Here is a 22,492-nt window from a genome sequence, read left to right as displayed (position 1 = left end):
CGGGAGCCGTGCGCACCCCAAAGATTCACAACAAGTGAAAAGTAACACCACATGGAAGGTCTGATGCAGCCAGCGTCAGGCCTTCCGTGGGAATCGAACGCCAACGATAGGAGCCATGCCCATGTCAGGAAACAAAGCTGTTGCCTACAAAGAGCCCGGAGTCGTCGAGGTCATCGACACCCCATATCCCACGTTTGAACTGAAAGCCGGCCCCGGCGTCAATCCCGCCAACGTTGGCCGGAAGGTTCCGCACGGCGTCATCCTGCGCACTGTAAGCACCAACATCTGCGGGTCCGACCAGCACATGGTCCGCGGCCGCACGACTGCGCCGGCAGGGCTGGTCCTGGGCCACGAGATCACCGGCGAAGTCATCGAAACCGGGCCCGACGTCGAGTTCATCAAGGTGGGGGACATTGTCTCGGTCCCCTTCAACATTTCCTGCGGCCGCTGCCGGAACTGCAAGGAGCGCAAGACCGGCATCTGCCTGAACGTCAATCCTGACCGTCCCGGATCCGCCTACGGCTATGTGGACATGGGCGGCTGGGTGGGTGGCCAGGCTGAGTACGTCCTGGTTCCTTACGCGGACTGGAACCTGCTGCGCTTCCCCGACCGGGACCAGGCACTGGAGAAGATCATGGACCTGACCATGCTCTCGGACATCCTGCCCACCGGCTTCCACGGTGCGGTCACGGCCGGCGTCGGCGTCGGGTCCACCGTGTACGTTGCCGGAGCCGGTCCCGTGGGCCTTGCAGCGGCCGCCAGCGCCCAGCTGCTGGGCGCCGCGGTAGTGATCGTGGGCGACCTCAACGGGGACCGCCTGGCCCGCGCCGGCTCCTTTGGCTGTGAAACGGTCAATGTGGCCGACGGCGACCCTGCAGACCAGATCGAGCAGATCCTCGGCGTCCGGGAGGTCGACTCCGGCATCGACGCGGTCGGTTTCGAGGCCCGCGGCCACGGCCACGGCGCCCAGGAGGCACCGGCCACAGTGCTGAACTCGCTGATGGACCTCACCACCGCCGGCGGCTCGGTGGGCATCCCCGGCCTCTACGTCACCGGCGACCCGGGAGCCGCGGACGAGGCCGCCCGGAAGGGAAGCCTGTCCCTGTCCCTGGGTACCGGCTGGGCGAAGTCCCTGTCCTTCACCACGGGCCAATGCCCGGTGATGAAGTACAACCGCCAGCTGATGATGGCCATCCTGCATGACCGGATCCAGATCGCCAAGGCGGTCAATGCGACGGCCATTTCGCTTGACGACGCCCCGCGCGGGTACGCGGAGTTCGACGCCGGAGCTGCCACGAAGTACGTCCTGGACCCGAACGGCTACCTCAACAACTGATACCCGGAGCCCGGTTTCTGAAGGGCAAAGGAGCCAGTCCCATCAACCTTGGGACTGGCTCCTTTTTCGTTGCCGCAGTGCGCGTTCCCCAGGGCAACAAAAAGGTGGTGGGCCTGCCGGTCTCAAGCAGGCCCACCACCTGGTGCGGTGGGAGCAGGTCAGCCGCGGAGGCGCTCCATGCCGGGATCCACCAGCGGCTCAGCGGAGACAGTGGCCGCTACGCGGCGGCCGAAGTACTCGATCTCCACGGAGTCGCCGATCTCCACAGCGGTGGGCAGCCAGGCGTAGGCGATGGGCTTGCGGACCGTGTAGCCGTAAGCCGCGCTGGTGACGTACCCAACGGCTTCGCCGGCCACGTACACCGGTTCCTTGCCCAGCACAACTGACGTGCCGTCGTCGACCGTCAGGCAGCGCAGCGTCTTGGCCGCCGGCTGTTCCTTGCGGACCACCAGCGCGTCGGCGCCGACGAACCCGGTCTTGTCCTTGGCCACGGAGAAGCCCAGACCGGCCTGGTACGGGTGGTGCTCGGTGGTCATGTCCGTGCCCCACAGCCGGTAGCCCTTCTCCAGGCGCATGCTGTTGAAGGCGCCGCGGCCGGCGGCAATGATGCCGTGCTCCCGGCCGGCCTCAAACAGCACGTCCCACAGCTTCAGGCCGTACTCGGCGGTGGTGTACAGCTCCCAGCCGAGTTCACCGACGTAGGAGAGCCGCATCGCCGTGACGGGGATGCCGGCCACCGAGATTTGCTTGGTCCGGAAGTACTTAAGGCCGTCGTTGGTCAGGTCGTCCTCGCTGACCTTGCCGATGACCTCGCGGGCCAGGGGGCCCCACAGGCCGATGCAGCAGGTGCTGCCGGTGATGTCGGTGACGTGGGCCCATTGGGCGGGATCGGCCGCTGACTGCCGGCGCGCCTCCACCCGAAGGTAGTCGAAGTCCACGTTGCTGTTCACGCCCAGCTGGAAGTCTTCCTCCGCGAGCCTGGCCACGGTCACGTCGCTGCGGATGCCGCCGTCGTCCGCCAGCAGCAGGCAGTACGTCACGGCACCGGGCTTCTTGGCGATGTTGCCCGTGCTCAACCGGTGCAGCAGCGCCTGGGCGCCGGGGCCGGTGACGGAGAGCCGCTTCAGCGGCGTCATGTCATAAAGCCCGACGGCGGTGCGCGTCTTCCACGCTTCGGCGGCGGAGATGGGGGAGTGGAACATGTTTGCCCACTCCTCGCGCTCAGGGGCGCGCCATTCCTCCGGCAGCTCGGCCAGGAGGCCGCGGTTGGCTTCGAACCAGTGCGGGCGTTCCCAGGCGGCGGACTCCAGGAAGAAGGCGCCGAGCTCCTTCTGGCGGACGTTGAAGGGGCTGACGCGCAGGTCCCGCGGTGATTCGCGGGGCTGCAGCGGGTGCATGACATCGTAGATCTCCACGAAGTTCTGCTGCGAGGTCTCGCTGACGTACGCGTCGGAGGTCTGCACCTTTTCGAAACGGGTCAGCTCGCAGCCGTGCAGGTCGGTCTGCGGCCGGCCGTCGATAATCAGCTCTGCCATCGCTTTGGCAACGCCGGCCGAGTGCGTGACCCAGACGGCCTCGGCCACGAAGAAGCCGTCGAGGTCCGGTGCCTCGCCCATGAGCGGGCCGCCGTCCGGGGTGAAGGAGAAGATGCCGTTGAAGCCGTCCTGGATTTCCGTGTTGCGCAGTGCCGGCAGCAGGTCCCGGCTGTCCTCCCAGGCCGGCAGGAAGTCTTCGAGGGTGAAGTCCAGGCGGGAGGGCATGCGGTGGTCGGACATGTCCTCGGCAGGGACCTTCGGCAGTGCTGACATGTCCACGGGCATCGGGCGGTGGGCGTAGCTGCCGATGCCGATGCGGTCGCCCCATTCGCGGTAGTACAGGTCCTTGTCCTGGTAGCGCAGGATGGGCTTGCTGGCGCCCTTGGGGAGCTCGTTGACGCCCTCGAGTTCGGCCAGCGGCGTGCTGACGGCGTACTGGTGGGCCAGCGGCAGGAGGGGTACTTCCAGGCCGACCATCCGGCCGAGCTCGCGGCCCCAGAAGCCAGCGCAGGAGACCACGATGTCGGCCGGGATGACGCCGCCGGAGGTCTCGACGCCGGTGACCTTTCCGCCCTCCTGGACGATGCCGGTGACGGTGGTGGAGCCGCGGTAGGTGACGCCTTGTTCGCGGGTGCGCTCGATCAGGAGCTGCACGGCGCGGGCCGCCAGGGCGAGTCCGTCGGTGGGGATGAGGAGGCCGCCCAGGACCTCGCGGCCGCCGGAAAGCTTGCCGGTGTTCAGCAGCGGGTAGATCTTTTCGCATTCGTCGGCGTCGATGATCCGGCTTTCGACGCCCCAGGAAGTCATCAGGCCCATCTTGCGCTTCAGGTCTGCCAGCCGCTCCGGCGTGGTGGCCAGCTCGAGGCCGCCCACCTGGTTGAAGCAGGACTCGCCTTCCTTGCCCAGGGCGAGGAGCTTGTTCACGGTATATGTGGCGAACTCCGTCATGGTCCTGGACGGATTGTTCTGGAACACCAGGCCGGGAGCGTGGGACGTGGAGCCGCCCGCGAGCTCCAGTGGACCTTGTTCGACGACGGTGATGTCGTTCCAGCCGCGGCTTGCCAGCTCGTCGGCGAGGTTGGTGCCGACGATGCCGGCTCCGATGATGACGACGCGGGGTGATGCGCTCATGATTTTTGGTTCTCCTGGTTGGTGCTGGAATCCGCCTGACCGGGTGATGGAATTGCTTCGCTATGAGCAACGCGCATCACTATATGCAACAGGGTGTCCTAGCTCACAGACGATGTCAAGGGTTTCCTGCTTTGTTGCGGGGGCGGCAGGACTCTGTCGATAGGCGGCGAAGAGGCCTCCGCCGCTGGTGCGGCGAAGGCCTCTTTTGTGCAGGTCCGGTTATCCGGCGACGTGTGACCGTGGGGTCCCGGTGTCAGTGGGAGAAGTCTGCTGAGATCTCGGCGAGGGTGCGCCCCTTCGTCTCAGGCGCGAGCCATTGCGAGAGGACTGCGCCGAGTAATGCGACGGCGGCGGCTACGACCATGGTTGCGCCCATGCCGATGTTGGCGATTGCCCATGGCAGGGCGAAGGTGCCCAGTGCGGCTCCGATGCGGCTGAAGGACGCGGCGAAGCCCATGCCGACGCCGCGCAGGTGGCCGGGGAATACCTCGGCCGGATAGACCTGGGTCATCGTGGTGTAGCCGGCATTGAAGTAGGAGAAGGCGAGGAACAGGACGAGCACGAGGATCGCTGGTGCGTTCCCCCACAGTCCGATGACCAGCAGGATGCCCGCGCAGAGCCACTGCCCGGGCACGGTGAGGATTCGGCGGCCGAGCTTGTCAATCAGAAGTACGCTGGTGACAACGCCCGCGACCGCAAGTGCGGACAGGCCGACTCCACCGGCCCAGCCGCCGCCGAAGCCGAATTGGTTGAGCACCTCGTCGGCGAAGGTCGCGATCGCGAAGTAGGGAGTGACCGCGCAGAACCAAAAACCTGCAGTGAAGATAGTGGCGCGCCAGTACTGCCTCGAGAACAGCATTCCGAAGGAGGCGTTCTTGATTTTGGTCCCACTCTCCGCGGCTTGGGCCTCCTGGAGCATCCTCAGATCCATCTCTCCGGTGATGCTGTCGTGCATCTGCGGCGATTCGATGTATCGGTGTGCGATTTCGAGTGCTTCCTTGTGCCGTCCCTTCGTAATGAGCCAGCTCGGCGATTCGGGGAGGCCCATGCGGGCAAGGAACAGAACGAATGCCAGTATCGTGCTCGTGCCGAGTACTAGGCGCCAGGGGGTGCCGGCGTCGTGCAGGAGCGTGCCGATGATGAATGCCATCATGAAACCGACGTACCAGGCGATCAGGGTCAGCCCGAGCAACCGCCCGCGGAGCTTGGGTGGGGAGAACTCTGAAAGCAGTGGCCCACCGATTGAGTACTCGCCGCCGATCGCGACGCCCATCATGAATCGGATGAGGGCCAGCTGGATCACGGCGCCGTCTCCGGAGATTACGAAGAATTGGGCTCCTGAGGCGACCAGGAACAGGCCCATGTCCACGAGGAACATTGGCTTGCGTCCGAACTTGTCAGTAGCCCAGCCGGCCAGCGGGGAGCCGATGAAGATACCAGCCAGCGGGCCTGCAGCGATCATGCCCAGCGACAGTGCATCGAGCTGGAGATCTGACCGCATGGATCCGGTCACCGGGCCGATGATTCCGAGGATGTAACCGTCAAGGAACATCCCGCCGATGAAGACCGCGACAAGCCGCATCATGAAGCGGCGCTTGAACGTTGAGCTGGTCTCTTTTGATGAGGAGTTGTCGACGGGGGTCGTCGTTTTGGTCGGATTGGTCATTGAGATTCGTTCCCTTCTGGCTTCAGCGCAAACCGCTGAAGGCGCCAGAGCGCTGTTTCCTGGACCCGCGGGCAGACTTCGGCGTCGTTCCCCGGTTCCGGCGCCCCGTGCTGCTTCGATCGATGGTGCTGCCACCCCTGATAGTCATAGACAGTTTCCTTTGGTGATCTGGCGCCGCCGCATTGATGCTGGCGGCGTTGTGCGGCCGAGGCACGGGCAGGGCCCTTTCGGATCGGCCAACATGATTTCGTTCGTCTGTTCCCCAAAGCCATCACGGGTGGAGCCGGGACGGGTGGAGCTTATCCGGGCGACTTTCGTTCCGTGATGATCAACAACCTTCGCTGTATGCAACAAAATCGTGCGCTAGCTCACATCCAATGTCAAGAGTGTGACCCCCTAAAGGCAAAGTATGTAGGCGCTCCCGCCGGGCGCTTCCGGGCACGCCAAAAGCCCTGCCGCTTGGCCAGGGGAGACCGCCCCTTGCTGTCGCTTTGGCTGCCTGGCGAGGGGGTGGCCAGGGCGGCTGCGTGCTACGTGGGCATGGTGGCCTCCGTCCCGGATGCCGTGGTTTCCGGTGGTGCTGCCCACGGAAGCGGGAGCACTGTAACGGGTTTCCCGGAGTCAATGCCCTGGGGAGGGACGGCCATGACCGCTTCAGCCCAGGCAAGGCCGCGCATCATGCCTGGCCCGGTGTGCTGGACCGGGAACGCAAGGCCGGACAGGAACCGGCAGGGGATGAGGCGTGTCCTGCCCGGATCGCCCTCGAGGTCGCAGCCGGACATGACGAGCTGCAATGGAGGCAGCCCGGCGCCTCCAAGCGAGGCGAGCAGGGGTGCACCGATAGTGAGCAGGGAGATCAAGGCCGCCAGGGGATTGCCCGGGAGGCCGACCACGAACCGCCCGTCGGGAAGCCCGGCGAGCACGGCCGGATGGCCGGGCCGCATCGCGATGCCGTCCACCAGCAGCTGTCCGCCCAGGGCATCGACGGCGGCCCGGAAGTGGTCCGTCCCGGATTTGCCGGTGCCGCCGGTGGTGATGATGACGTCTGCATGCGCATCCGCGGGCATCCGCGGGCCGTCCAGGGCATCCAGCCAGCTGCCGAAAGAGTCACCGATCCTCTGCGGAGCGCCGGCAACGCCGCCCAGGAGGGAGACGACGTTTCCCAGCTGCGGGCCAAAGGTGTCCCGGACCTGCCCGGGAGCCGGGATGCCCTGCGTCACCACTTCAGCCCCGGTGAGTACGACGGCGACGGCGGGACGCGCGCGGACCTGCACGGTGTCGTGCCCTGCCGCCGCAGCCAGGGCCACTTGAACGGGATTAAGGACAGTGCCTGCAGGTATGAGTACGTCCCCTGAGCGGGCTTCCTGCCCGGCGGGACGGATGTGTTGGCCGCTGCGCGGCTCGCCGGCCTTCGCGTCCGGGTGGAGTCCGAGGACCTGGTTGCCGTTGGTATCCCGTGCAACCAGGCCGCTTTCCTTCCGCAGGACGGCATCGGCGCCGTGCGGTACCAGGCCGCCGGTGGCAATCACGGAAGCGCTGTTAGCAGGCAGGAACCGGTTGCCTTCAGGGGGCCGGGACGTGTGGTGGCCGGATCCGCCCAGCAGCCAGGGGCCGGGTCCGTTCACCGCCCAACCGTCCATCGCGGACGAGGCATAGTGCGGAAGGTCCTGCAGAGCGGTGACATTCCGGCTCAGGGTCCGCCCAATGGCTTCAGCGAGCGGGACGGCCACCGGCGGGAGAGGATTGGCGGAGCCGAAGGCGATATGGCGCGCTTCGGACCACGGTACGCATCCCGGTTCCGGGACGGGTCCGGGCGTTGCCGCACTCATGGGAACGGTGGCTGTCGGTCCATTGGCAGGCATCCGGGCCCTCCTTGTTAATTTGATGGGCACACGCAGGCCACGGGGCCCCGTTTTTCGAAAACGGTGCTTCGGTGAGGAATACCTCCCCAGGTCTTAGGCCCACCGAAGCACCTTTCACGAAAAACGGGACACCCGTTGCTGACGCTGCGCCTTTCCTAGCCCGTGGCTTCCAAGGCGTGGGCCTCCGCGGAACCGGCCGGCAGCGGCAGGGACGACAACTGCCGGCTCGCAGCCTCCACCGTGTGGAGGAGCAGCAGCGCCGTGGTGACCGAACCCACTCCACCGGGAACCGGTGTGAGTCCCGCTGCGGTCCCGGTGACGCTGGCTTGGTCCACGTCACCCACCAGTGAGCCGTCGGCAAGGACGTTCGTGCCGACGTCGACCACGATGGTCTTGGCGGAGACCTGGCTGCCGGTCAGCAGCCCGGCGCGCCCGGCTGCGACCACCACGACGTCGGCATCCTTCGTGTAGCGCTCCAGCGGGCCTGACCTGGAATGGCAGACCGTCACGGCGGCATCGCGGGCCAGCAGGAGGAGGGACAACGGCTTGCCCACAACGGCGGACCGGCCCACCACCACCACGGACTTGCCCGCCACGGGAACCTTGTAGTGGTCAAGGATCTCGACGACCGAGCGGGCGGTGGCGGGAGCGAAGGCCGGCTGGCCGACGGCCAGGCGGCCCAGGCTGAGCGGATTGGCGCCGTCAATGTCCTTTTCCGGAGTGATGAGGCCCACCAGGCTGTCGGTGCGGACCCCCTCCGGCAGCGGGGTCTGCAGGATGATGCCGTTGACGGATGGCTCCGCGCTCAGGTCCCGCAGGACCCCGGCCAGCATCGGTTCCGTTGCATCATGGCCCAGGTCGATGATCCGGCAGTCCATTCCGGCGCGCTCCGCTGCCCGCTCGATGGAGCGGACGTACCAGCGCGTTGACTCATCGGCAGTGGCCATGACCACTGCCACGGCCGGTCGGACGCCGTCCAGTCCAAGCGACCGGACCTGTTCCTGGACCTCCCGCTGGAAGAAGGCGGCCAAAGGCTTTCCGGAAAGTACTGCTGTGCTCAACCCAGGATCCTTTCGCGGACGCGGGCCGAGAGGGCATCTGCCGCGAGGACCACTTTCTCTTCGATGCCGTCCGTCTGCTGCGCAAGCAGCGCCCGTGCCTCCGGATCCTTGACCGCCACGACGTTGATGTCGATGTTGACACGCGCCGTGGTGACAGCTGCCCGGGCGGCATCAGCGGCCGCGGCAACGTCGCTGATGACGTTGGCGTTGGCCACGTCGAACAGTTCGGTGGCAAGGTCCACGACGTCGCCCGAGAGCTTGATGAGCCGGGCGGGGGTCTGTGCCGCCTGGATGAGCGCGGCATCGATCCCGGCCATCCGGGCGGCCTTGAGTTCATCGGTGCCGGCCGGGAGCTTGTAGGAGTCGATGACCGCCTGGAAGGCCTGTTCATCCGCTTCAGCCAAGCTCAGTGCCTCGGCCACAAGGTCGTCGGCTGCCAGGGTGATGCGCTGCACGAGCGGTGCGTGCTGCTCGTACTTGGCGCCGGTGGTGTAGCGCGCCACCATGGCCACCAGGGCTGCACCCTGGGCTGCGTGCAGTGCGGCGGCAGCTCCGCCGCCCGGCGTTGGTTGCTTGGCGGCCAGGCGGGCGAGGTAGCTGCTGACTGTCTCTGAACTGATCATGGTGCTAGCCGCGCAGCCGGGACATGGTGGGGTCGTACAGCGGATCCTGGGTCACGGTGGCCACGATCCGGCGGCCGAAGTATTCGATCTCCACCGAATCGCCGACCGAAACCTCAGCGGGCAGGTAGGAGTAGGCGATGGGCTTGCGGACGGTGTAGCCGTAGGCGGCGCTCGTGACGTAGCCCACTGCCTGGTCCTTGTAGAACACCGGTTCCTTGCCCAGCACCAGGCTGCGTCCGTCGTCGACCGTCAGGCAGCGCAGGCGGCGTCCGGAGTTTTCTTCGGTGCGTCCCTCCAGGGCTGCCTTGCCGACGAAGGTCTCCTTGGCCATCTTCACCGCGAAGCCGAGGCCGGCCTCGAAGGGGTCGTGCTCGGTGGTCATGTCGGTGCCCCAGGAGCGGTAGCCCTTTTCCAGGCGGAGCGAGCTGAAGGCGGCACGGCCGGCCGCGATGATGCCGAACGGCTGGCCGGCCTTCCACAGCGCGTCCCAGAGACGCTGGCCGTTGTCTGCGCTGGTGTACAGCTCCCAGCCGAGTTCGCCGACGTAGGACAGCCGCATGGCGGTGACGGGGACGCCGCCGATGACCACCTGCTTGGACCGGAAGTACTTCAGGCCGTCGTTGGTGAAGTCGTCGCTGCTGACCGCGCCGACAACCTCGCGGGCCAGCGGGCCCCAGAGGCCGATGCAGCAGGTGCCGCCGGTGGTATCGCGGACCTGGACCCAGTCTTCGGTGCTGCCGCTCGCGGTCTGGTGCCGGGCTGCGCGGTCGAAGTAGGCGGTGTCGATGTTGCCGTTGGCGCCGAGCTGGAAGGTCTGCTCGTCCAGGCGGGCCACGGTGATGTCGCTTCGCACGCCGCCCTGCTCGTCCAGCAGGAGCGTGTAGGTGACGGCCCCGGGCTTCTTGTCCATTTCCGCGGTGGTCAGTTCCTGCAGCAGCTTCAGGGCGCCGGGTCCGGAGATTTCAAGGCGCTTGAGCGGGGTCATGTCGTACATCGCGACGGCGGTGCGCGTCTTCCAGGCCTCGGCCGCGGCGATGGGGGAGCTGAACATGCCGGACCAGGAGTCTCGGGCCGGCGGCTGCCAGTCGGCGGGCATCTCCTTCAGGAGCTCGGCGTTGGCTTCGAACCAGTAGGGACGCTCCCAGCCGCCGCCTTCCAGGAAGTACCCACCCAGCTGCTTGTGCCGGGCGTGGAAGGGGCTGACGCGCAGGTTGCGCGGGGAGAGCTTGGGCTGCAGCGGGTGCAGGACGTCGTAGATCTCCACGAAGTTCTGCTGTGAGGTTTCGCTGACGTATTCGGGGGTCAGCTGGACGTCCTCGAAGCGGTGGATGTCGCAGTCGCCCAGGTCGATGGAGGACTTGCCGGTGGTCAGCAACTCGGCCACGGCGCGGGCGATTCCGGCCGAGTGGGTAACCCACACGGCTTCGGCCACGAAGAAGCCGTCCAGTTCCTTGGACTCGCCCACCAGGGAGCCGCCATCCGGGGTAAAGGAGAAGATGCCGTTGAAGCCGTCCTCGATCTCGCTTTCGCGCAGGGCCGGCAGGATCTGCTTGGTGGCTTCCCAGGCGGGGAGGAAGTCCTCGAGGGTGAAGTCCAGGCGGGAGGGCATGTTGTGCTCGCTGATTTCGTTCGGCTTGAAGCTGCCGAGCTCGTCCAGGTCCACGGGCATGGGCTTGTGGGCGTAGGAGCCGATGCCGTAGCGGTCGCCGTGCTCGCGGTAGTAGAGGTCCTGGTCCTGGTGCCGGAGGATGGGCAGCTGCGCGCCGTTGGGCAGTTCGTTCTTGCCCTGCTGGGCCGGAACCGGGGTGGTCTTGACGTACTGATGGGCCAGCGGCAGCAGCGGCACGGACATGCCGATCAGCTCGCCGACCTTGGCGCCCCAGAAACCGGCGCAGGAGACGACGATGTCTGCCGGGATCACGCCGTCGGGCGTTTCCACGCCGGTGACGCGGCGTCCGGACTGCTCAATGCCGGTGACTTCGGTGTTGCCGATGTACTTCACGCCGGCCGCTTCGGTGCGCTTGATCAGCAGCTGCACGGCGCGGGCGGCGCTCGCGAGTCCGTCGCTCGGGACGTGGAGTCCGCCGAGGATGTCCTCGTCATTGATGAGCGGGTAGAGCTCCTTGCACTCCGCAGGGGAGAGGATGGAGCCTTCGATGCCCCATGCCTGCGCGTAGCCGAGCTTGCGCTTCAGGTCTGCGAGTCGGGTTTCGGTGGTGGCAACTTCCAGGCCGCCCACCTGGTTGAAGCAGCTGACGCCGTCTTCGGTGAGGGACAGCAGCTTCTCCACCGTGTACTTGGCGAACAGCGCCATGGACTTGGAGGGGTTGGTCTGGAAGACAAGGCCGGGGGCGTGGGACGTGGAACCGCCCGGCATGTTGAGGGGGCCCTGGTCCAGGACCGTGATGTTGTTCCAGCCGCGCGTGACGAGTTCATCCGCGAGGTTGGTGCCGACGATGCCGGCGCCGATGATGACGATGCGTGGTGACGATTCCAAGGGAGTCTCTCCTGCTGCTTTACGGGTTAGGTCTGCGGACGGGGGTGCTTACCGGAACACCACGGTGCTGGTTTGGTCCAGCAGCACACGGTGCTGGCAGTGCCAGCGGACGGCACGGGAGAGGGCCAGTGCCTCGGCGTCCTGGCCAACGGTGGACAACTGCGCCGGGCCATAGGTGTGGTCCACCCGGATGACTTCCTGCTCGATGATCGGACCCTCGTCCAGGTCGGCGGTGACGTAGTGGGCGGTGGCACCCACCAGCTTGACGCCGCGGTCGTAGGCCTGGTGGTAGGGGCGGGCACCCTTGAAGCCGGGGAGGAAGGAGTGGTGGATGTTGATGGCCCGGCCCTCCAGTGCGCGGCAGAGATCGTCGGAGAGCACCTGCATGTAACGGGCCAGGACCACGAGGTCCGCCTCGTACTCATCCACGAGTTCCAGCAGCCGGCGCTCTGCGTCGGCCTTGGTGTCCGGGGTGACGGGGACGTAGATGAAGGGGAGCCCGGCGGCTTCCGCCATCGCGCGGTGGGTCTCGTGGTTGGAAACGACTGCCACCAGTTCGCCGCCGAGGCTGCCGCCCCGCCAGCGGAAGATGAGGTCGTTGAGGCAGTGGCCGAACTTGGACACCATGACCAGCACGCGCTTGGGGGTCTGGTCATGGAAGCTGAACTTCATGTCGAACCGGCCGGCGATGCCCGCAAACTCTTCCTCGAGCACGGCGGGCGTGTAACTGGGAGAACCGGAGAACGCGGTACGCAGGTGGAGCGTCTCGCGCAGGCTGTCGTCGAACTGCTGGTGCTCGTCGATGTTGAAGCCGCGCTCGAACAGGAACGTGGTCACGGCCTGAACAATTCCTGCCTGCTCCTTGCAGGACAGGGTCAGCACCAACTTCTGCGCCTGCTCTTCCTTGAGCGCCGGCAGGGTGATGGTTGCTGAGGCTGTTTCGATGAGGGTCATGGCCCCTCCTCCTTCTAGATATATTCAAAAGCAACGGACTGATATATTAGATTGAGTGCCAGCGTATACTGGTCCCCAGGCGAGGTCAATAGTTTTTTTCTGGTCGGGAAGAAGGGGCTCAGCAATGGCATTCGAAGCTTTGGCGGTGACGGACGACGCGGGGAGGAAATCCCTGGCCGAGGTCGCCTACGAAAGCATCCGTGACTGGCTGCTGACCCTTGAGATCAAACCGGGGGAGCTGCTGAACGATGAGCTCCTGGCCAGGAACCTTGGCGTGGGGCGGACTCCCGTCCGTGAGGCCCTGAAGCGGCTGGAGCTGGACCGGCTGGTGAAGACCTATCCCCGGCGGGGCACGTTCGCCACCAGGGTGGACGTGACCGACCTTTCCTTCATTTCGGAGATCCGCGCCCAGCTCGAGCCACTGGCGGCGGCGCGTGCCGCACGGGTGGCTTCCCCCGCGGTCCGGGACGGACTGCGCGCCATTCTCGAACAGGTCGAGGCGTTCGACGTGTCCTCGGCAACGGTGACGGAGACGCTGCAGCTCGATGCCCGGGTGCACCAGGGCATCTACGCCGCCGCTGCCAACCCGCACCTGGAAGACATCCTGATCCGCTATGACAACCTGGCAACGCGCATTTGGTGCATGGTCATCGACCGGCTGCCTGACTTGTCCCACCACGTCCATGAGCACCTCGATCTGCTCCGTGCAGTCATCGATGGGGATGAGGAACGGGCTGCGGAGCTTGCCCGCGTCCACGTGAGTGGATTCGAAAGTGCGGTCCGGGAGGCCCTTTTCAAGGCATAGTCCCAGCTGCCCTGGGCGCCTGTTGACACGGGGTGTGACCTGGGCCATACTCGGATTCCAGATTGATATATCAATCAAATATCAGTGAAGGTTTCGAGCGGCGACGGCGCCGGTGATTGGAGTGACCAGTGAATTCCCAGGCAACCCTTGAAGCCCCACATCGTGCCACTGGCCTTGACCCCGAACAGGATGGGCAGGACGGCACGTCGAAGAAGGCTCTCGGCCTCCGTGCCGACTGGGCGCGCCTGCCGGGCCGCAGTGTCGAAGTCTGGCTGCGCGGAGAGCACGTGGCCAGTGGGGTGGTGGACCAGGCTGCGGAGGACGGCACGGTGCTCTGGATTGCCGCCGAGGGCATCAGCACGCGGCGCATCTTCGACAAGTCATCCGGCTACCAGATCTGGACTTAGCCCCTGGAGTGGGAGCTTCAGCCCCCACTCCAGGCAATGACAATGGAGCCCCGGCGCAGTACGCGCCGGGGCTCCATCCGTTCCACATAGCTACCGAATGGCGGCCTTTTCCGGCTCCGGCTCTTCCGCGACAGGACCCGCGCCGGTGCAGTTTGTGCCTTGGGCGCAAGCTTCGGCACATTCATGCTTGGTCACAAGCTCGAACTGGACACCCCGGTGCTGCTCCACGCCGGTCCGGATAGCCCGCTCCACCACGGAATCCGCCAGCCGGCGGCGCAGGGAAAGCGGGTCCCTGCGCAGGTCCTTGGTGATGGCGAAACAGAGCAGCAGCATGACGATGACGAAGGGCAGGGCCGCGACGATGGTGATCCGCTGCAGGCCCGACAACGCTTCGGAGGGCTTGTCACCCCCCGCCAGAAGCATGACGGCGGCCACGGCACCCGTGAGGGCGCCCCAGAAGATAACCAGCGCACGTTTGGGGTCGGAACTGCCGTTGGAGCTCAGTGATGCCATGATCAGGGAGGCGGAGTCGGCGCCGGTAATGAAGAAGATTGCCACCAGGACCATGGCCAGGACGATCACGGCCGCAATCATCCATGCGGGCAGGGGGAGGTTCTTCACCAGGTTGAACAGGGCACCGTCAAAATCGATGGTTGCCTTGCCGTCGGTGACGGTCATCAGGCCCGGCGTGCCGGCTTTGTCCGCGTCCTGCTGGATTTGGAAGGCCGTACCGCCGAAGATGCCGAACCAAGCCACACTGACAATGCTGGGGACCAGCAGTACGCCTGTAACGAACTGCCGAATGGTCCGGCCCCGGCTGATCCGGGCGATGAACATGCCCACGAACGGCGTCCAGGAAATCCACCAGGCCCAGTAGAAGATGGTCCAGCCCGACATCCAGGTCCGGAGCGCTTCGTCGCCGACGGCCTCGGTGCGGGAGGACATCTCGGCCAGGTCCCGCAAGTAGTCGCCGACCGCCGAGGGGATGAGGTTGAGGATGAAGAGCGTGGGGCCTGCCGCGAACACGATCACGGCGAGGAGTACCGCAAGGACCATGTTGACGTTGGACAGCCACTGGATCCCGCGGCTGATGCCGGAGACGGCGGAGGCGATGAAGCACGCCGTCAGGATGGCCACGATCCCCACGAGTACGGGTGTTCCGATCTCGCCGGTCCAGCCGTTGGAGGTGAAGCCGCTGCCAATCTGCAGGGCGCCGAGGCCCAGAGACGCGGCGGTGCCGAAGAGGGTGGCGAAGATGGCCAGGATGTTGATGACCTTGCCTACCGGCCCCTCTACGGTCCTGATGCCGAACAGCGAGGTGAAGGCAGCGGAGATCAGCTGCCTGCGTCCCAGCCGGTAGGTGCCGTAGGCCATGGCGATGCCCACCACCGCGTACATGGCCCAGGGATGCAGGGTCCAGTGGAAGATTGAGGTGGCCATGGCCGTCTGGATGGCTGCGGGGGTGCGGCCGTCCACGGTTCCCGGCGGGGGAGAGACGAAGTGGTAGAGCGGCTCTGCCACCCCGTAGAACATCAGGCCGATGCCCATTCCGGCGGCGAACATCATGGCGATCCATGACACCGTGCGGAATTCGGGTTTCTCGCCGTCCTTGCCAAGCGGGATGTTGCCGAACTTGCCCAGGGCCAGCCACAGGACGAAGACGACGAACAGGGACGCGAGGACCATGAAGAGCCAGCCTGTGTACTCCATGACCCAGTCCAGGGCGTCCCTGGACGTGGTGGCCAGGCCGTCCTTGTCGAGGAACCCCCACGCAACGAACGCCAGTGCGATGGCTCCGGTGATGCCGAACGTTGCCTTGTCCAGGGTCAGCTTCCGGTTGCGGCGCTGGGAAACGGCCTGTTCACGGTGGCTCTGCCGCAGTTCCTCCAGGATCTGCTCGTGCTCGGTGACTGTGGCAAGGGCGGTCACCGCTTCCCCTTGATAGGTGTCCGATGGCTCGGGGGGAACGTCCCCTGACGGCGGCACTTTTGATTTTGCGGAGCTCAGGTCACTGTTAATGGCCATGAAAAGCGGATCCTTTGACTAGTCCATGGGCTGGCGATTAGTGCTGGCTTTGGGCAGCGCAATCCGCGGAGGAGTTGACGCCTGGCCGTTCGCCAGCGGTGTCAGGGCCGTAAGCCCCATGGGGAGGTGTTCCGCAAAGATCAACAGAGTTCGCGCTAAGCAACAAGAGTGCGGTACGTCACTTTCAAAGTCAAGGACGCCATGCACAGCCACAGCAGATTCTGCAGGCACGCGAAAAACCACTTAACAGGGCAATGGCCCGGGGTTCAGGAACCCGGGGCCATTGCCGTGCTGATTCAGGAGCCTTTCAGCGCTGGGTGTACCCCATGTTGGCGCTGACCTTGAGTCCAGCATCCTTGAGCGCTTCCAGCAGGCCCGGGATCTTTTCGGGGTCGAAGCGGAACGCCGGCCCGGAGATGCTGACCGAACCGATCACGGTGCCCTGGTGGTTGTAGACGGGCACGGCCACGGCATTCAGGCCGATCTCGAACTCCTCCCGCACCACGGCGTACCCCTTGGCGGCCACGTCAAGCAACTGGGCGTCCAGCTCCTTCCGGCTGGTGATGGTGCGCGAGGTGCGCGCCGCCAGCCCCGTCTCCTTCAGGATCCGGTCCCGGTCGTCCGCCTCCAGCGCCGCGAGGAGGACCTTTCCGCTGGAGGTGGCGTGCAGCGGCGTCAGGCTTCCCACCCAGTCATACGTGGCAAGGGTGGAGGGGCCCATGGCCTGGTCCACGTTCACGGCGTAGTTGGAGCGCAGGACGGCCAGGTTCACGGTTTCCTTGAACTCATCCGCCAGGCTCTCCAGGACTGGCCGTGCCTCCCGGACCAGGCTCAGGCGGCCCGGAATCGAGCTTGCCAGGCGAAGGATCCCAAAACCGAGCTGGTATTTCCCGCGCTCGCTGTTTTGATGGACCATCTCGCGGGTGACCAGCGAACCCATCAGTCGGGACACGGTGGACTTGTGGATCCCCATTTCCTCGGCGATTTCGCTCACGCCCGCATGTCCCTCGCGGGCCAGGATCTCCAGGACGGTCAGCGCACGCTCCACGGACTGGACCCCGCCGGACTGGCCGCCCTCGGCATCGGTATCGGTTTCCGGTTCATTTTTTGGAGCCATACTTCCTGATCCTATGCCGGGAATTGTAACGGCCGTGACATTCGGGTGACCCGGGCGGCGTCCAGAGGCCCTGAGTTGGCCCTAGCTGCCGCGGTAGGTCGAATACGCAAACGGGCTCAGGAGCAGCGGCACGTGGTAGTGCTCGGGGCCCGTGACTTCGAAGACCAGGTCCACTTCCGGGAAGAACGTCTGCGTCTGCTGCCCCGCGTAGTAGGCGCCGGTGGCGAAGTTCAGTTTGTAGTGCCCCGGGTCCAGCTGCTCCGGCCCCAGGTCCTTGGCCCGGCCGTCAGCATCGGTACTGGAGGATGCCAGTTCACGCCAGGTGCCGGCGTCGTGCTTTGACAGGACGACGGCGACGCCCGCCGCCGGGCGCCCGGCGCCGGTGTCCAGGATATGGGTGGTGACGTGGGAAACGCTCATTCGGTGATCAGTCCTTCGAGCCGCAGTACGGCGATTTCACGCAGCTGCTGCGCCACGATGCGGTCTTCTTCTTCGGGGGAGTTGGCGAGCCGCTGGTTCAGGGCCGCCAGGATCTCCTGGGCGGTGCGTCCGGCGGCGCGGATCAGGAATACCCGGCCGAACTTCTCCTCGTACTCCCGGTTTCCCCGCGCCAGGGCCTCGGCGGCTTCAGCATCCGCCGGATCCACCCCGGCCTGCTCGGAACGGGACATGGACGCTTCGGTGCTGGCCGCCGTCGGGCGTTCCCCGATCCTTGGGTGGTGGGCCATGGCGGCTTCCACCTCGGCCGGCGTGAACGGGCTGGCAGCCTGGGCGGCGAACGCCAGGAGCTCCTCGCGGCCCGCGTAGGGCCGGGCTCCGGCCACCGCTTCCACCCAGCGGCTGATGTCGATGCAGGGCCGGAGGGTGGCCTGGGCGGCGGTGGGATCCGCGCTGTTGAATTCGGCTAGCTTCATGCTGGTCGCAATCCTTGAGGTCATGCTGGCATCCATGGTGACGGCTATGCGGATGCCGGAGTGTCCGGCGCCTGCGAAGCATGCAGGCTCCGCATCATGGAACTGTTATTTCAGCATACGTAATATTGAAGACGAGCCGGGCAGCACTGTCAAGCGAAAGCGGCCGTACTTCAGTCGTGTGATGACGTCCGGGACAGGACCCAGGTGTTGGTGCCGTCCTGGCGTTCGAAGGTCACCGTGGTAACCAACGCCTCGATCAGCGCCAGCCCGCGGCCGGACTCTGCCTCCTCGCCCGGGACAGCGGGCTCCATCGGGCCGAACGGCGGCTTGGCGTTGTAGGCGCTGACGCGTGCCTGCAGCATGGCCGGCCGCACGGTGGTCTCCACGCCGAGCTCCACCTCCTGGTCCCCGGCAGGTTCCGCGTGCTGGACGATGTTGGATGCTGACTCGATGACCGCGGTGGTGAACGTCATCTGGTCCATGTCGTTGACGAACGGAACGTCGAGCCAGAGGCTGTCGAGGTCGTTGTGCACCGCCTCGATGGCGTCCTCGGCAGCAGGTCCCCGGAAGCTGCGCGAAGCCAGGACCTCAGTCATTGCTGAACGCCTCCTCGGCCGTGGAGTAGGCAGTGAGGACCTTGTCCATGCTGGTCAGCTTCAGCACCATGTTCACCTGCGGTTGGACGGCGGCGATCCGCAGGTCTCCGCCGGCCTGGCGGGCGGCCTTGAGGCAGCCGATCAGCGCGCCGAGCCCCGAGGAATCCATGAACGCCGTGTTTTCCAGGTTCACCACGATCCGGTTGGATCCGCCGGCGATCACATCCGTCACGAACTCGCGCAGCTTCGGCGCGGAGACCATGTTGAGCCGCCCGTCCGCCTTGACCTCCGCGTACGAGTCTTTGACCTCATAACTGAACTCCATCAGGATTCCTCTCTGTTTGCAGGTTCTGCGGCCGGTTCGTACCCCTTGTAGAGCACGGCGCGGACCAGGATGCTCATGACCACCAGGTCAAAGACCACCCAGACGACGTTGACCAGGGTGCCCAGCGGCTCTGCCAGCCCGGTGGCCAGGCGCGCAATTCCGACGACGGCGGCAACGGCCAGCAGGATGGACACCACGATCTGGGGGCGGATGAGGCTCCAGCTGGGGCCGCCGCTTTGGCGCGCCTTGGGGGTGACGGCAAATCCGAGGGGACGGCCGAACCAGACGTTGCGGGCCGCCGTCGTGCAGGCCTTGATCCAGGTGGGGAACAGCGCCAGGCTGTACTGCTGGCCGCGCCAGGTGGGGATGCCGCGGCCGGCCACGGCGAACAGCAGCTGGTTGACCACCATGAACGGGATGAACCGGATGAAGAAGTCCCAGCTGAGGCTGCTGACCGGCAGGATGCCCAGCAGCAGGTAGATGATGGGGGCCGCGAAATAGATGACGGCGGCGAACCCGCTGAGGTACGTCCACATGGTGGCGAAGTACATCAGGCGCTGGCCGATCTTGAGGCCCTTCTGCACCAGGGGGTTCTCCCGCAGCAGCACCTGGATGGTGCCCTGGGCCCAGCGGAGGCGTTGCGTGAGCATGGTTGCGATGTCCTCCGGCGCCAGACCGTACGCCAGGATTTCGTGGTGGTACACGCTCTCCCAGCCCATGGCGTGCATGCGCATGGCGGTGGCCATGTCCTCGGTAACGGAAATGGTGGCCAGGGGCATCACGGGCTGGGCCTCGTTGCTGCGTTCCACGGTCAGCGCATCCAGCACGGCCTGCACGGATTCCAGGGCACCCAGGGGGGACCAGTCGCGGGCGGACATCCGCTGCACGGCGTCGTCCGCCACTACCGGGACGCCGGACTCGCCCACATGGGCCAGTTCCATCGCGGCGATTTCCTCGAGGTCGGCCTGCAGGGCTGCGACGTCGGCCTGGACCAGGGTCTGCACGGCGGCGTCCACGCGGCGGCGGACCCGGTACGTGACTTCGCTGAGGGGGCGGCCGGCGTCCACTTCCTCCTGGGCTTCGCGGGTGGCGGCCTCCACCTCGTCCAGGACCTCCGCCACCAGGGGCGACTCCATGTCCGCCGACTTCCGGGCCTGCTTGATCGCTGCGCGGGAGGCGGCCAGCGCGCGGCGGATACTCTTCTCGGTCTCCTTGACGTAGCCCACCAGGCCCAGCTGCATCAGTGCCTCGCGGCGCAGGATGGCGTTGGAGCCGCAGAAGAAGGCGGCGTTCCAGCCGTCCTTGCCCTGCTGGATGGGGCCGTAGAACAGGGGTGCCTGGCTGCCCAGGGGATCGCTGTCAGGGACGTTGCTGAAGTACTGGGGTGTCTGGACCAGGGCCACCCGGCGGTTGTTGAAGTAGCCCAGGGTCTTTTCCAGGATGTCCGGCTCGGGAATCTGGTCCGCGTCCAGGATCAGCAGGAACTCACCGTGGGTGACCATGAGGGCGTTGTTGAGGTTGCCCGCCTTGGCATGCCGGGGCAGGTCCTTGGTCCAGTCCCCGCTGCGGGTGACGTAACCCAGGCCGTGCTGTTCGCAGAGGGCCTTGAGCTCCGGCCGTGCGCCGTCGTCCAGGATCCACGTGCTGTGCGGGTGCCGGATCTTCTGGGCCGCCAGCGCGGTGGTGAGGACCATGTCCAGGTCCTCGTTATAGGTGGTGATGAAGACATCCACGGTGGCGTCGTGTGGCGGCTCCGGCGCACCCTTGCGGATCTTCAGGTTCCACACCGTCATCCCGAAGAGCATGACGTCGATGAGGCTGTAGGTTTCGGCTGCAACCAGGGGGAGGGCGATCCACCAGGCGTCCCAGTTGAGCGAGGACATCCAGCGCCAGGCGATGTAGTTCAGGCCGGTCAGGACAGTCAGCACCACCACCAGGCGGGTCCAGAAACGGGTCACGCGGCCACTCCCTGGGGGAGGCGGCGGACCACGACCACCGTGACGTCGTCCTCGGCGGTCTCCGCAGGGGCGAGGGCCAGGATGGAGTTGGTGGCTTCCTGCGCCGAACCTGCCGACTGCGTGGCCTGCCGCACAGCGTCGGTGAAGTCCTCCACTGACTCAAAAACGTCCAGCACGCCGTCACTGACCACCACCAGCGAGTCACCGGGTGCCAGTTCCAGATTGGCCTGCGGCCATTGCGTCCCCGGCCAGGCTCCCACCGGTGGTCCTCCCGAGGGGAGGCGGTCTGCCGGTCCGGCGGGCTGGACGTGCAGTGCCAGGCCATGCCCGGCGTCGACGTAGCTGACCTTGCCGGATGCTGCGTCCAGGCGGGCGTGGAACAGGGTCACGAAGGAGTTGGAGGAGTCCAGGTCCGTGGCGATCGCCTTGCTGGCGGAGGCAAAGCCTGCGTCCAGGTCCTGGCGGAGGCCTGTGGAGCGCATGACGGCACGGACCGTGGCGGCGATCAGGGCGGCGCCCATGCCCTTGCCCATGGCGTCGGCGAAGGTCAGGTGGAGGCCGTCAGGGGTCTGGTACCAGTCGTAGAAGTCGCCGCCCACGTTGCGGGAGGGCCGGAAGAGGCCCGCCACGTCATAGCCGTCCACCCGGATGTCCTCTTTCGGCAGGAGGCTTTGCTGCACCTCCGTGGCGCGTTCCAGCTCTCCCCGGGCCGCCGATTCCGCGGCGGCGGAGGGCCGGCGCCGGAAAAGGGCATTGATCCGGGACTGCAGTTCGCGGGGGCTGAACGGCTTGCTGATGTATTCGTCCGCGCCGTTGTCTAGGCCGGTCAGCTTGTCCAGTTCGTCTGCCCGGGCGGTGAGCATCACGATGAACGCGTCCGAGAATTCGCGCAGGAGCTTGCACACCTCCAGCCCGTCAAGGTCCGGCAGGTTCAGGTCCAGGGTCACCAGGTCCGGCTTGCGGCGGCGGACTTCCTCCACGCCCGGCAGTCCGGCGTCCGCGTGGGTGACGTCGAAGCCCTGCTTGACCAGGACACGGACCAGCAGTCCGCGGATGTCCGGATCATCTTCGATGACCACCGCACGGCGGGATTCGGAGGGAGAGACCATGCTCTACTTCTACCGTATTAAGGCGCACAGGGCATGTCTTAGGCTTCACAGTTTCCGGTGAAGTCGATGACCAATGCGTCGTGCAGGAGCCATGCCCGGCCGATCTTGCGGAAATCTTGGGATCTGCTTGCCGTGACGTTGAGGAACGCCGGTCACACTCGAAATAACGCAGCAGCTTTCCAGGACCAGGGTACGACGACGACCGCGCGGAAGCTGACCAGCTTGCGGAAGGCGGGGAAGCCAATGGAACACGTAAAACAAAACGGAATGGACAAGGCCAGGGCCTTCCTGCGTGTCCTTTTCCACTCACGGAAGGTGCGGGCCGCCGCCAGGGAACTCGAGCAGGCACTCGCCGAATCCAGGGAGGTCTCCAGCTGGCCCGGGGACCGGCTGCAGGTGGGGGAGGACCTGTCCAGGCAGGTGGAAAAACTCACCCACCGGCTGAAGCTGGAGACCGAGGCGCACCACCGGCTTGAGGCTCTTTTAAAGACTGCGGGCGGAGGGCATTCCGTCGCCGCCCTGTAGGTGCCACACTTAGCAGCAATCGATTGGCTGGGGATAGTCAGGAGAT

At 66.0% G+C, this 22,492-nt stretch carries 19 protein-coding genes; 4 read left to right on the top strand and 15 right to left on the bottom strand.

Going from position 1 to position 22,492, the window contains the following annotated elements:
* Window positions 1-121: 121 nt before the first annotated feature.
* Window positions 122-1,336: a formaldehyde dehydrogenase, glutathione-independent gene (gene fdhA, locus ACFVTD_RS08800; protein WP_387561064.1), complete on the top strand. Its 1,215-nt coding sequence runs from the start codon at window positions 122-124 to the stop codon at window positions 1,334-1,336.
* A gap of 158 nt (window positions 1,337-1,494) precedes the next feature.
* Here the strand turns inward: fdhA and ACFVTD_RS08795 are convergent, their stop codons facing one another.
* The 7 genes from ACFVTD_RS08795 to purU all read right to left on the bottom strand — a co-directional run bounded on the left by ACFVTD_RS08795 (window position 1,495) and on the right by purU (window position 12,665).
* Window positions 1,495-4,002 carry an FAD-dependent oxidoreductase gene (locus ACFVTD_RS08795; protein WP_387561061.1) on the bottom strand — a complete coding sequence of 836 codons (2,508 nt, stop codon included), beginning with the start codon at window positions 4,000-4,002 and terminating at the stop codon, window positions 1,495-1,497.
* Between the two features lie 253 nt (window positions 4,003-4,255).
* Complete coding sequence (locus ACFVTD_RS08790) at window positions 4,256-5,668, bottom strand: MFS transporter (protein ID WP_387561058.1); 1,413 nt, start codon at window positions 5,666-5,668, stop codon at window positions 4,256-4,258.
* Between the two features lie 530 nt (window positions 5,669-6,198).
* Window positions 6,199-7,497 (bottom strand): molybdopterin molybdotransferase MoeA, encoded by a 1,299-nt coding sequence (locus tag ACFVTD_RS08785; RefSeq protein ID WP_387561710.1) that lies wholly within the window; start codon window positions 7,495-7,497, stop codon window positions 6,199-6,201.
* 188 nt (window positions 7,498-7,685) lie between these two features.
* Window positions 7,686-8,591, bottom strand: coding sequence for a bifunctional 5,10-methylenetetrahydrofolate dehydrogenase/5,10-methenyltetrahydrofolate cyclohydrolase (locus tag ACFVTD_RS08780; protein WP_387561055.1), 906 nt, complete (start codon window positions 8,589-8,591; stop codon window positions 7,686-7,688).
* Window positions 8,588-9,214, bottom strand: a complete 627-nt coding sequence (locus ACFVTD_RS08775; protein WP_387561052.1) for a cyclodeaminase/cyclohydrolase family protein — start codon at window positions 9,212-9,214, stop codon at window positions 8,588-8,590. The genes ACFVTD_RS08780 and ACFVTD_RS08775 overlap by 4 nt, the downstream gene beginning before the upstream one ends.
* Before the next feature lie 4 nt (window positions 9,215-9,218).
* Complete coding sequence (locus ACFVTD_RS08770; RefSeq protein ID WP_387561050.1) at window positions 9,219-11,711, bottom strand: FAD-dependent oxidoreductase; 2,493 nt, start codon at window positions 11,709-11,711, stop codon at window positions 9,219-9,221.
* Window positions 11,712-11,759: 48 nt separating this feature from the next.
* Window positions 11,760-12,665 carry a formyltetrahydrofolate deformylase gene (purU, locus tag ACFVTD_RS08765; RefSeq protein WP_387561047.1) on the bottom strand — a complete coding sequence of 302 codons (906 nt, stop codon included), beginning with the start codon at window positions 12,663-12,665 and terminating at the stop codon, window positions 11,760-11,762.
* A gap of 124 nt (window positions 12,666-12,789) precedes the next feature.
* Between purU and ACFVTD_RS08760 the strand changes: the two genes are divergently transcribed.
* Together ACFVTD_RS08760 and ACFVTD_RS08755 are read left to right on the top strand one after the other, a co-directional pair.
* Window positions 12,790-13,470: a GntR family transcriptional regulator gene (locus ACFVTD_RS08760; RefSeq protein ID WP_387561044.1), complete on the top strand. Its 681-nt coding sequence runs from the start codon at window positions 12,790-12,792 to the stop codon at window positions 13,468-13,470.
* Window positions 13,471-13,598: 128 nt separating this feature from the next.
* On the top strand, window positions 13,599-13,877 hold the full coding sequence (locus ACFVTD_RS08755; RefSeq protein ID WP_387561041.1) for a hypothetical protein: 279 nt from the start codon (window positions 13,599-13,601) through the stop codon (window positions 13,875-13,877).
* A gap of 90 nt (window positions 13,878-13,967) precedes the next feature.
* Here the strand turns inward: ACFVTD_RS08755 and ACFVTD_RS08750 are convergent, their stop codons facing one another.
* The 8 genes from ACFVTD_RS08750 to ACFVTD_RS08715 all read right to left on the bottom strand — a co-directional run bounded on the left by ACFVTD_RS08750 (window position 13,968) and on the right by ACFVTD_RS08715 (window position 21,921).
* Entirely contained in the window at window positions 13,968-15,902 is a 1,935-nt protein-coding gene (locus tag ACFVTD_RS08750) for a BCCT family transporter (protein WP_387561038.1), read from the bottom strand.
* Window positions 15,903-16,209: 307 nt separating this feature from the next.
* Complete coding sequence (locus ACFVTD_RS08745; protein WP_387561035.1) at window positions 16,210-17,019, bottom strand: IclR family transcriptional regulator; 810 nt, start codon at window positions 17,017-17,019, stop codon at window positions 16,210-16,212.
* 81 nt (window positions 17,020-17,100) lie between these two features.
* A complete protein-coding gene (gene uraH, locus ACFVTD_RS08740; protein ID WP_387561032.1) occupies window positions 17,101-17,439 on the bottom strand; it encodes a hydroxyisourate hydrolase in 339 nt (112 codons plus the stop codon).
* The gene (gene uraD, locus ACFVTD_RS08735) at window positions 17,436-17,933 is read right to left on the bottom strand and encodes a 2-oxo-4-hydroxy-4-carboxy-5-ureidoimidazoline decarboxylase (protein ID WP_387561029.1); all 498 of its coding nucleotides are present in this window, start codon (window positions 17,931-17,933) and stop codon (window positions 17,436-17,438) included. Before uraD ends, uraH begins: the two co-directional genes overlap by 4 nt.
* Before the next feature lie 170 nt (window positions 17,934-18,103).
* Entirely contained in the window at window positions 18,104-18,529 is a 426-nt protein-coding gene (locus ACFVTD_RS08730; protein WP_387561026.1) for an ATP-binding protein, read from the bottom strand.
* Window positions 18,522-18,854, bottom strand: coding sequence for an STAS domain-containing protein (locus ACFVTD_RS08725; protein ID WP_159629875.1), 333 nt, complete (start codon window positions 18,852-18,854; stop codon window positions 18,522-18,524). Before ACFVTD_RS08725 ends, ACFVTD_RS08730 begins: the two co-directional genes overlap by 8 nt.
* The gene (locus tag ACFVTD_RS08720; protein WP_387561023.1) at window positions 18,854-20,812 is read right to left on the bottom strand and encodes a glycosyltransferase family 2 protein; all 1,959 of its coding nucleotides are present in this window, start codon (window positions 20,810-20,812) and stop codon (window positions 18,854-18,856) included. The genes ACFVTD_RS08725 and ACFVTD_RS08720 overlap by 1 nt, the downstream gene beginning before the upstream one ends.
* Complete coding sequence (locus ACFVTD_RS08715) at window positions 20,809-21,921, bottom strand: PP2C family protein-serine/threonine phosphatase (RefSeq protein WP_387561020.1); 1,113 nt, start codon at window positions 21,919-21,921, stop codon at window positions 20,809-20,811. Before ACFVTD_RS08715 ends, ACFVTD_RS08720 begins: the two co-directional genes overlap by 4 nt.
* A 243-nt stretch (window positions 21,922-22,164) precedes the next feature.
* On the opposite strand from ACFVTD_RS08715, the gene ACFVTD_RS08710 reads away from it, so the two are divergent.
* Window positions 22,165-22,446, top strand: coding sequence for a hypothetical protein (locus ACFVTD_RS08710; protein WP_387561017.1), 282 nt, complete (start codon window positions 22,165-22,167; stop codon window positions 22,444-22,446).
* Window positions 22,447-22,492: the final 46 nt, after the last annotated feature.

The organism is Pseudarthrobacter sp. NPDC058119 (assembly GCF_042884655.1).
In the GTDB taxonomy this organism is placed as follows: Bacteria; Actinomycetota; Actinomycetes; order Actinomycetales; family Micrococcaceae; genus Arthrobacter.
The sequence above is the reverse complement of the archived record's forward strand: the minus strand, read 5'-3'. Positions and strand labels throughout refer to the sequence as shown.

What these genes read in the sequence shown, in the direction of transcription:
- ACFVTD_RS08760 (WP_387561044.1), top strand. Translation starts at nt 12,790, where the DNA reads ATGGCATTCGAAGCTTTGGCGGTGACGGACGACGCGGGGAGGAAATCC.
- uraH (WP_387561032.1), bottom strand. Translation starts at nt 17,439, where the DNA reads ATGAGCGTTTCCCACGTCACCACCCATATCCTGGACACCGGCGCCGGG.
- ACFVTD_RS08745 (WP_387561035.1), bottom strand. Translation starts at nt 17,019, where the DNA reads ATGGCTCCAAAAAATGAACCGGAAACCGATACCGATGCCGAGGGCGGC.
- ACFVTD_RS08725 (WP_159629875.1), bottom strand. Translation starts at nt 18,854, where the DNA reads ATGGAGTTCAGTTATGAGGTCAAAGACTCGTACGCGGAGGTCAAGGCG.
- ACFVTD_RS08750 (WP_387561038.1), bottom strand. Translation starts at nt 15,902, where the DNA reads ATGGCCATTAACAGTGACCTGAGCTCCGCAAAATCAAAAGTGCCGCCG.
- ACFVTD_RS08715 (WP_387561020.1), bottom strand. Translation starts at nt 21,921, where the DNA reads ATGGTCTCTCCCTCCGAATCCCGCCGTGCGGTGGTCATCGAAGATGAT.
- ACFVTD_RS08710 (WP_387561017.1), top strand. Translation starts at nt 22,165, where the DNA reads ATGGAACACGTAAAACAAAACGGAATGGACAAGGCCAGGGCCTTCCTG.
- ACFVTD_RS08790 (WP_387561058.1), bottom strand. Translation starts at nt 5,668, where the DNA reads ATGACCAATCCGACCAAAACGACGACCCCCGTCGACAACTCCTCATCA.
- ACFVTD_RS08775 (WP_387561052.1), bottom strand. Translation starts at nt 9,214, where the DNA reads ATGATCAGTTCAGAGACAGTCAGCAGCTACCTCGCCCGCCTGGCCGCC.
- uraD (WP_387561029.1), bottom strand. Translation starts at nt 17,933, where the DNA reads ATGAAGCTAGCCGAATTCAACAGCGCGGATCCCACCGCCGCCCAGGCC.
- fdhA (WP_387561064.1), top strand. Translation starts at nt 122, where the DNA reads ATGTCAGGAAACAAAGCTGTTGCCTACAAAGAGCCCGGAGTCGTCGAG.
- ACFVTD_RS08795 (WP_387561061.1), bottom strand. Translation starts at nt 4,002, where the DNA reads ATGAGCGCATCACCCCGCGTCGTCATCATCGGAGCCGGCATCGTCGGC.
- ACFVTD_RS08730 (WP_387561026.1), bottom strand. Translation starts at nt 18,529, where the DNA reads ATGACTGAGGTCCTGGCTTCGCGCAGCTTCCGGGGACCTGCTGCCGAG.
- purU (WP_387561047.1), bottom strand. Translation starts at nt 12,665, where the DNA reads ATGACCCTCATCGAAACAGCCTCAGCAACCATCACCCTGCCGGCGCTC.
- ACFVTD_RS08785 (WP_387561710.1), bottom strand. Translation starts at nt 7,497, where the DNA reads ATGAGTGCGGCAACGCCCGGACCCGTCCCGGAACCGGGATGCGTACCG.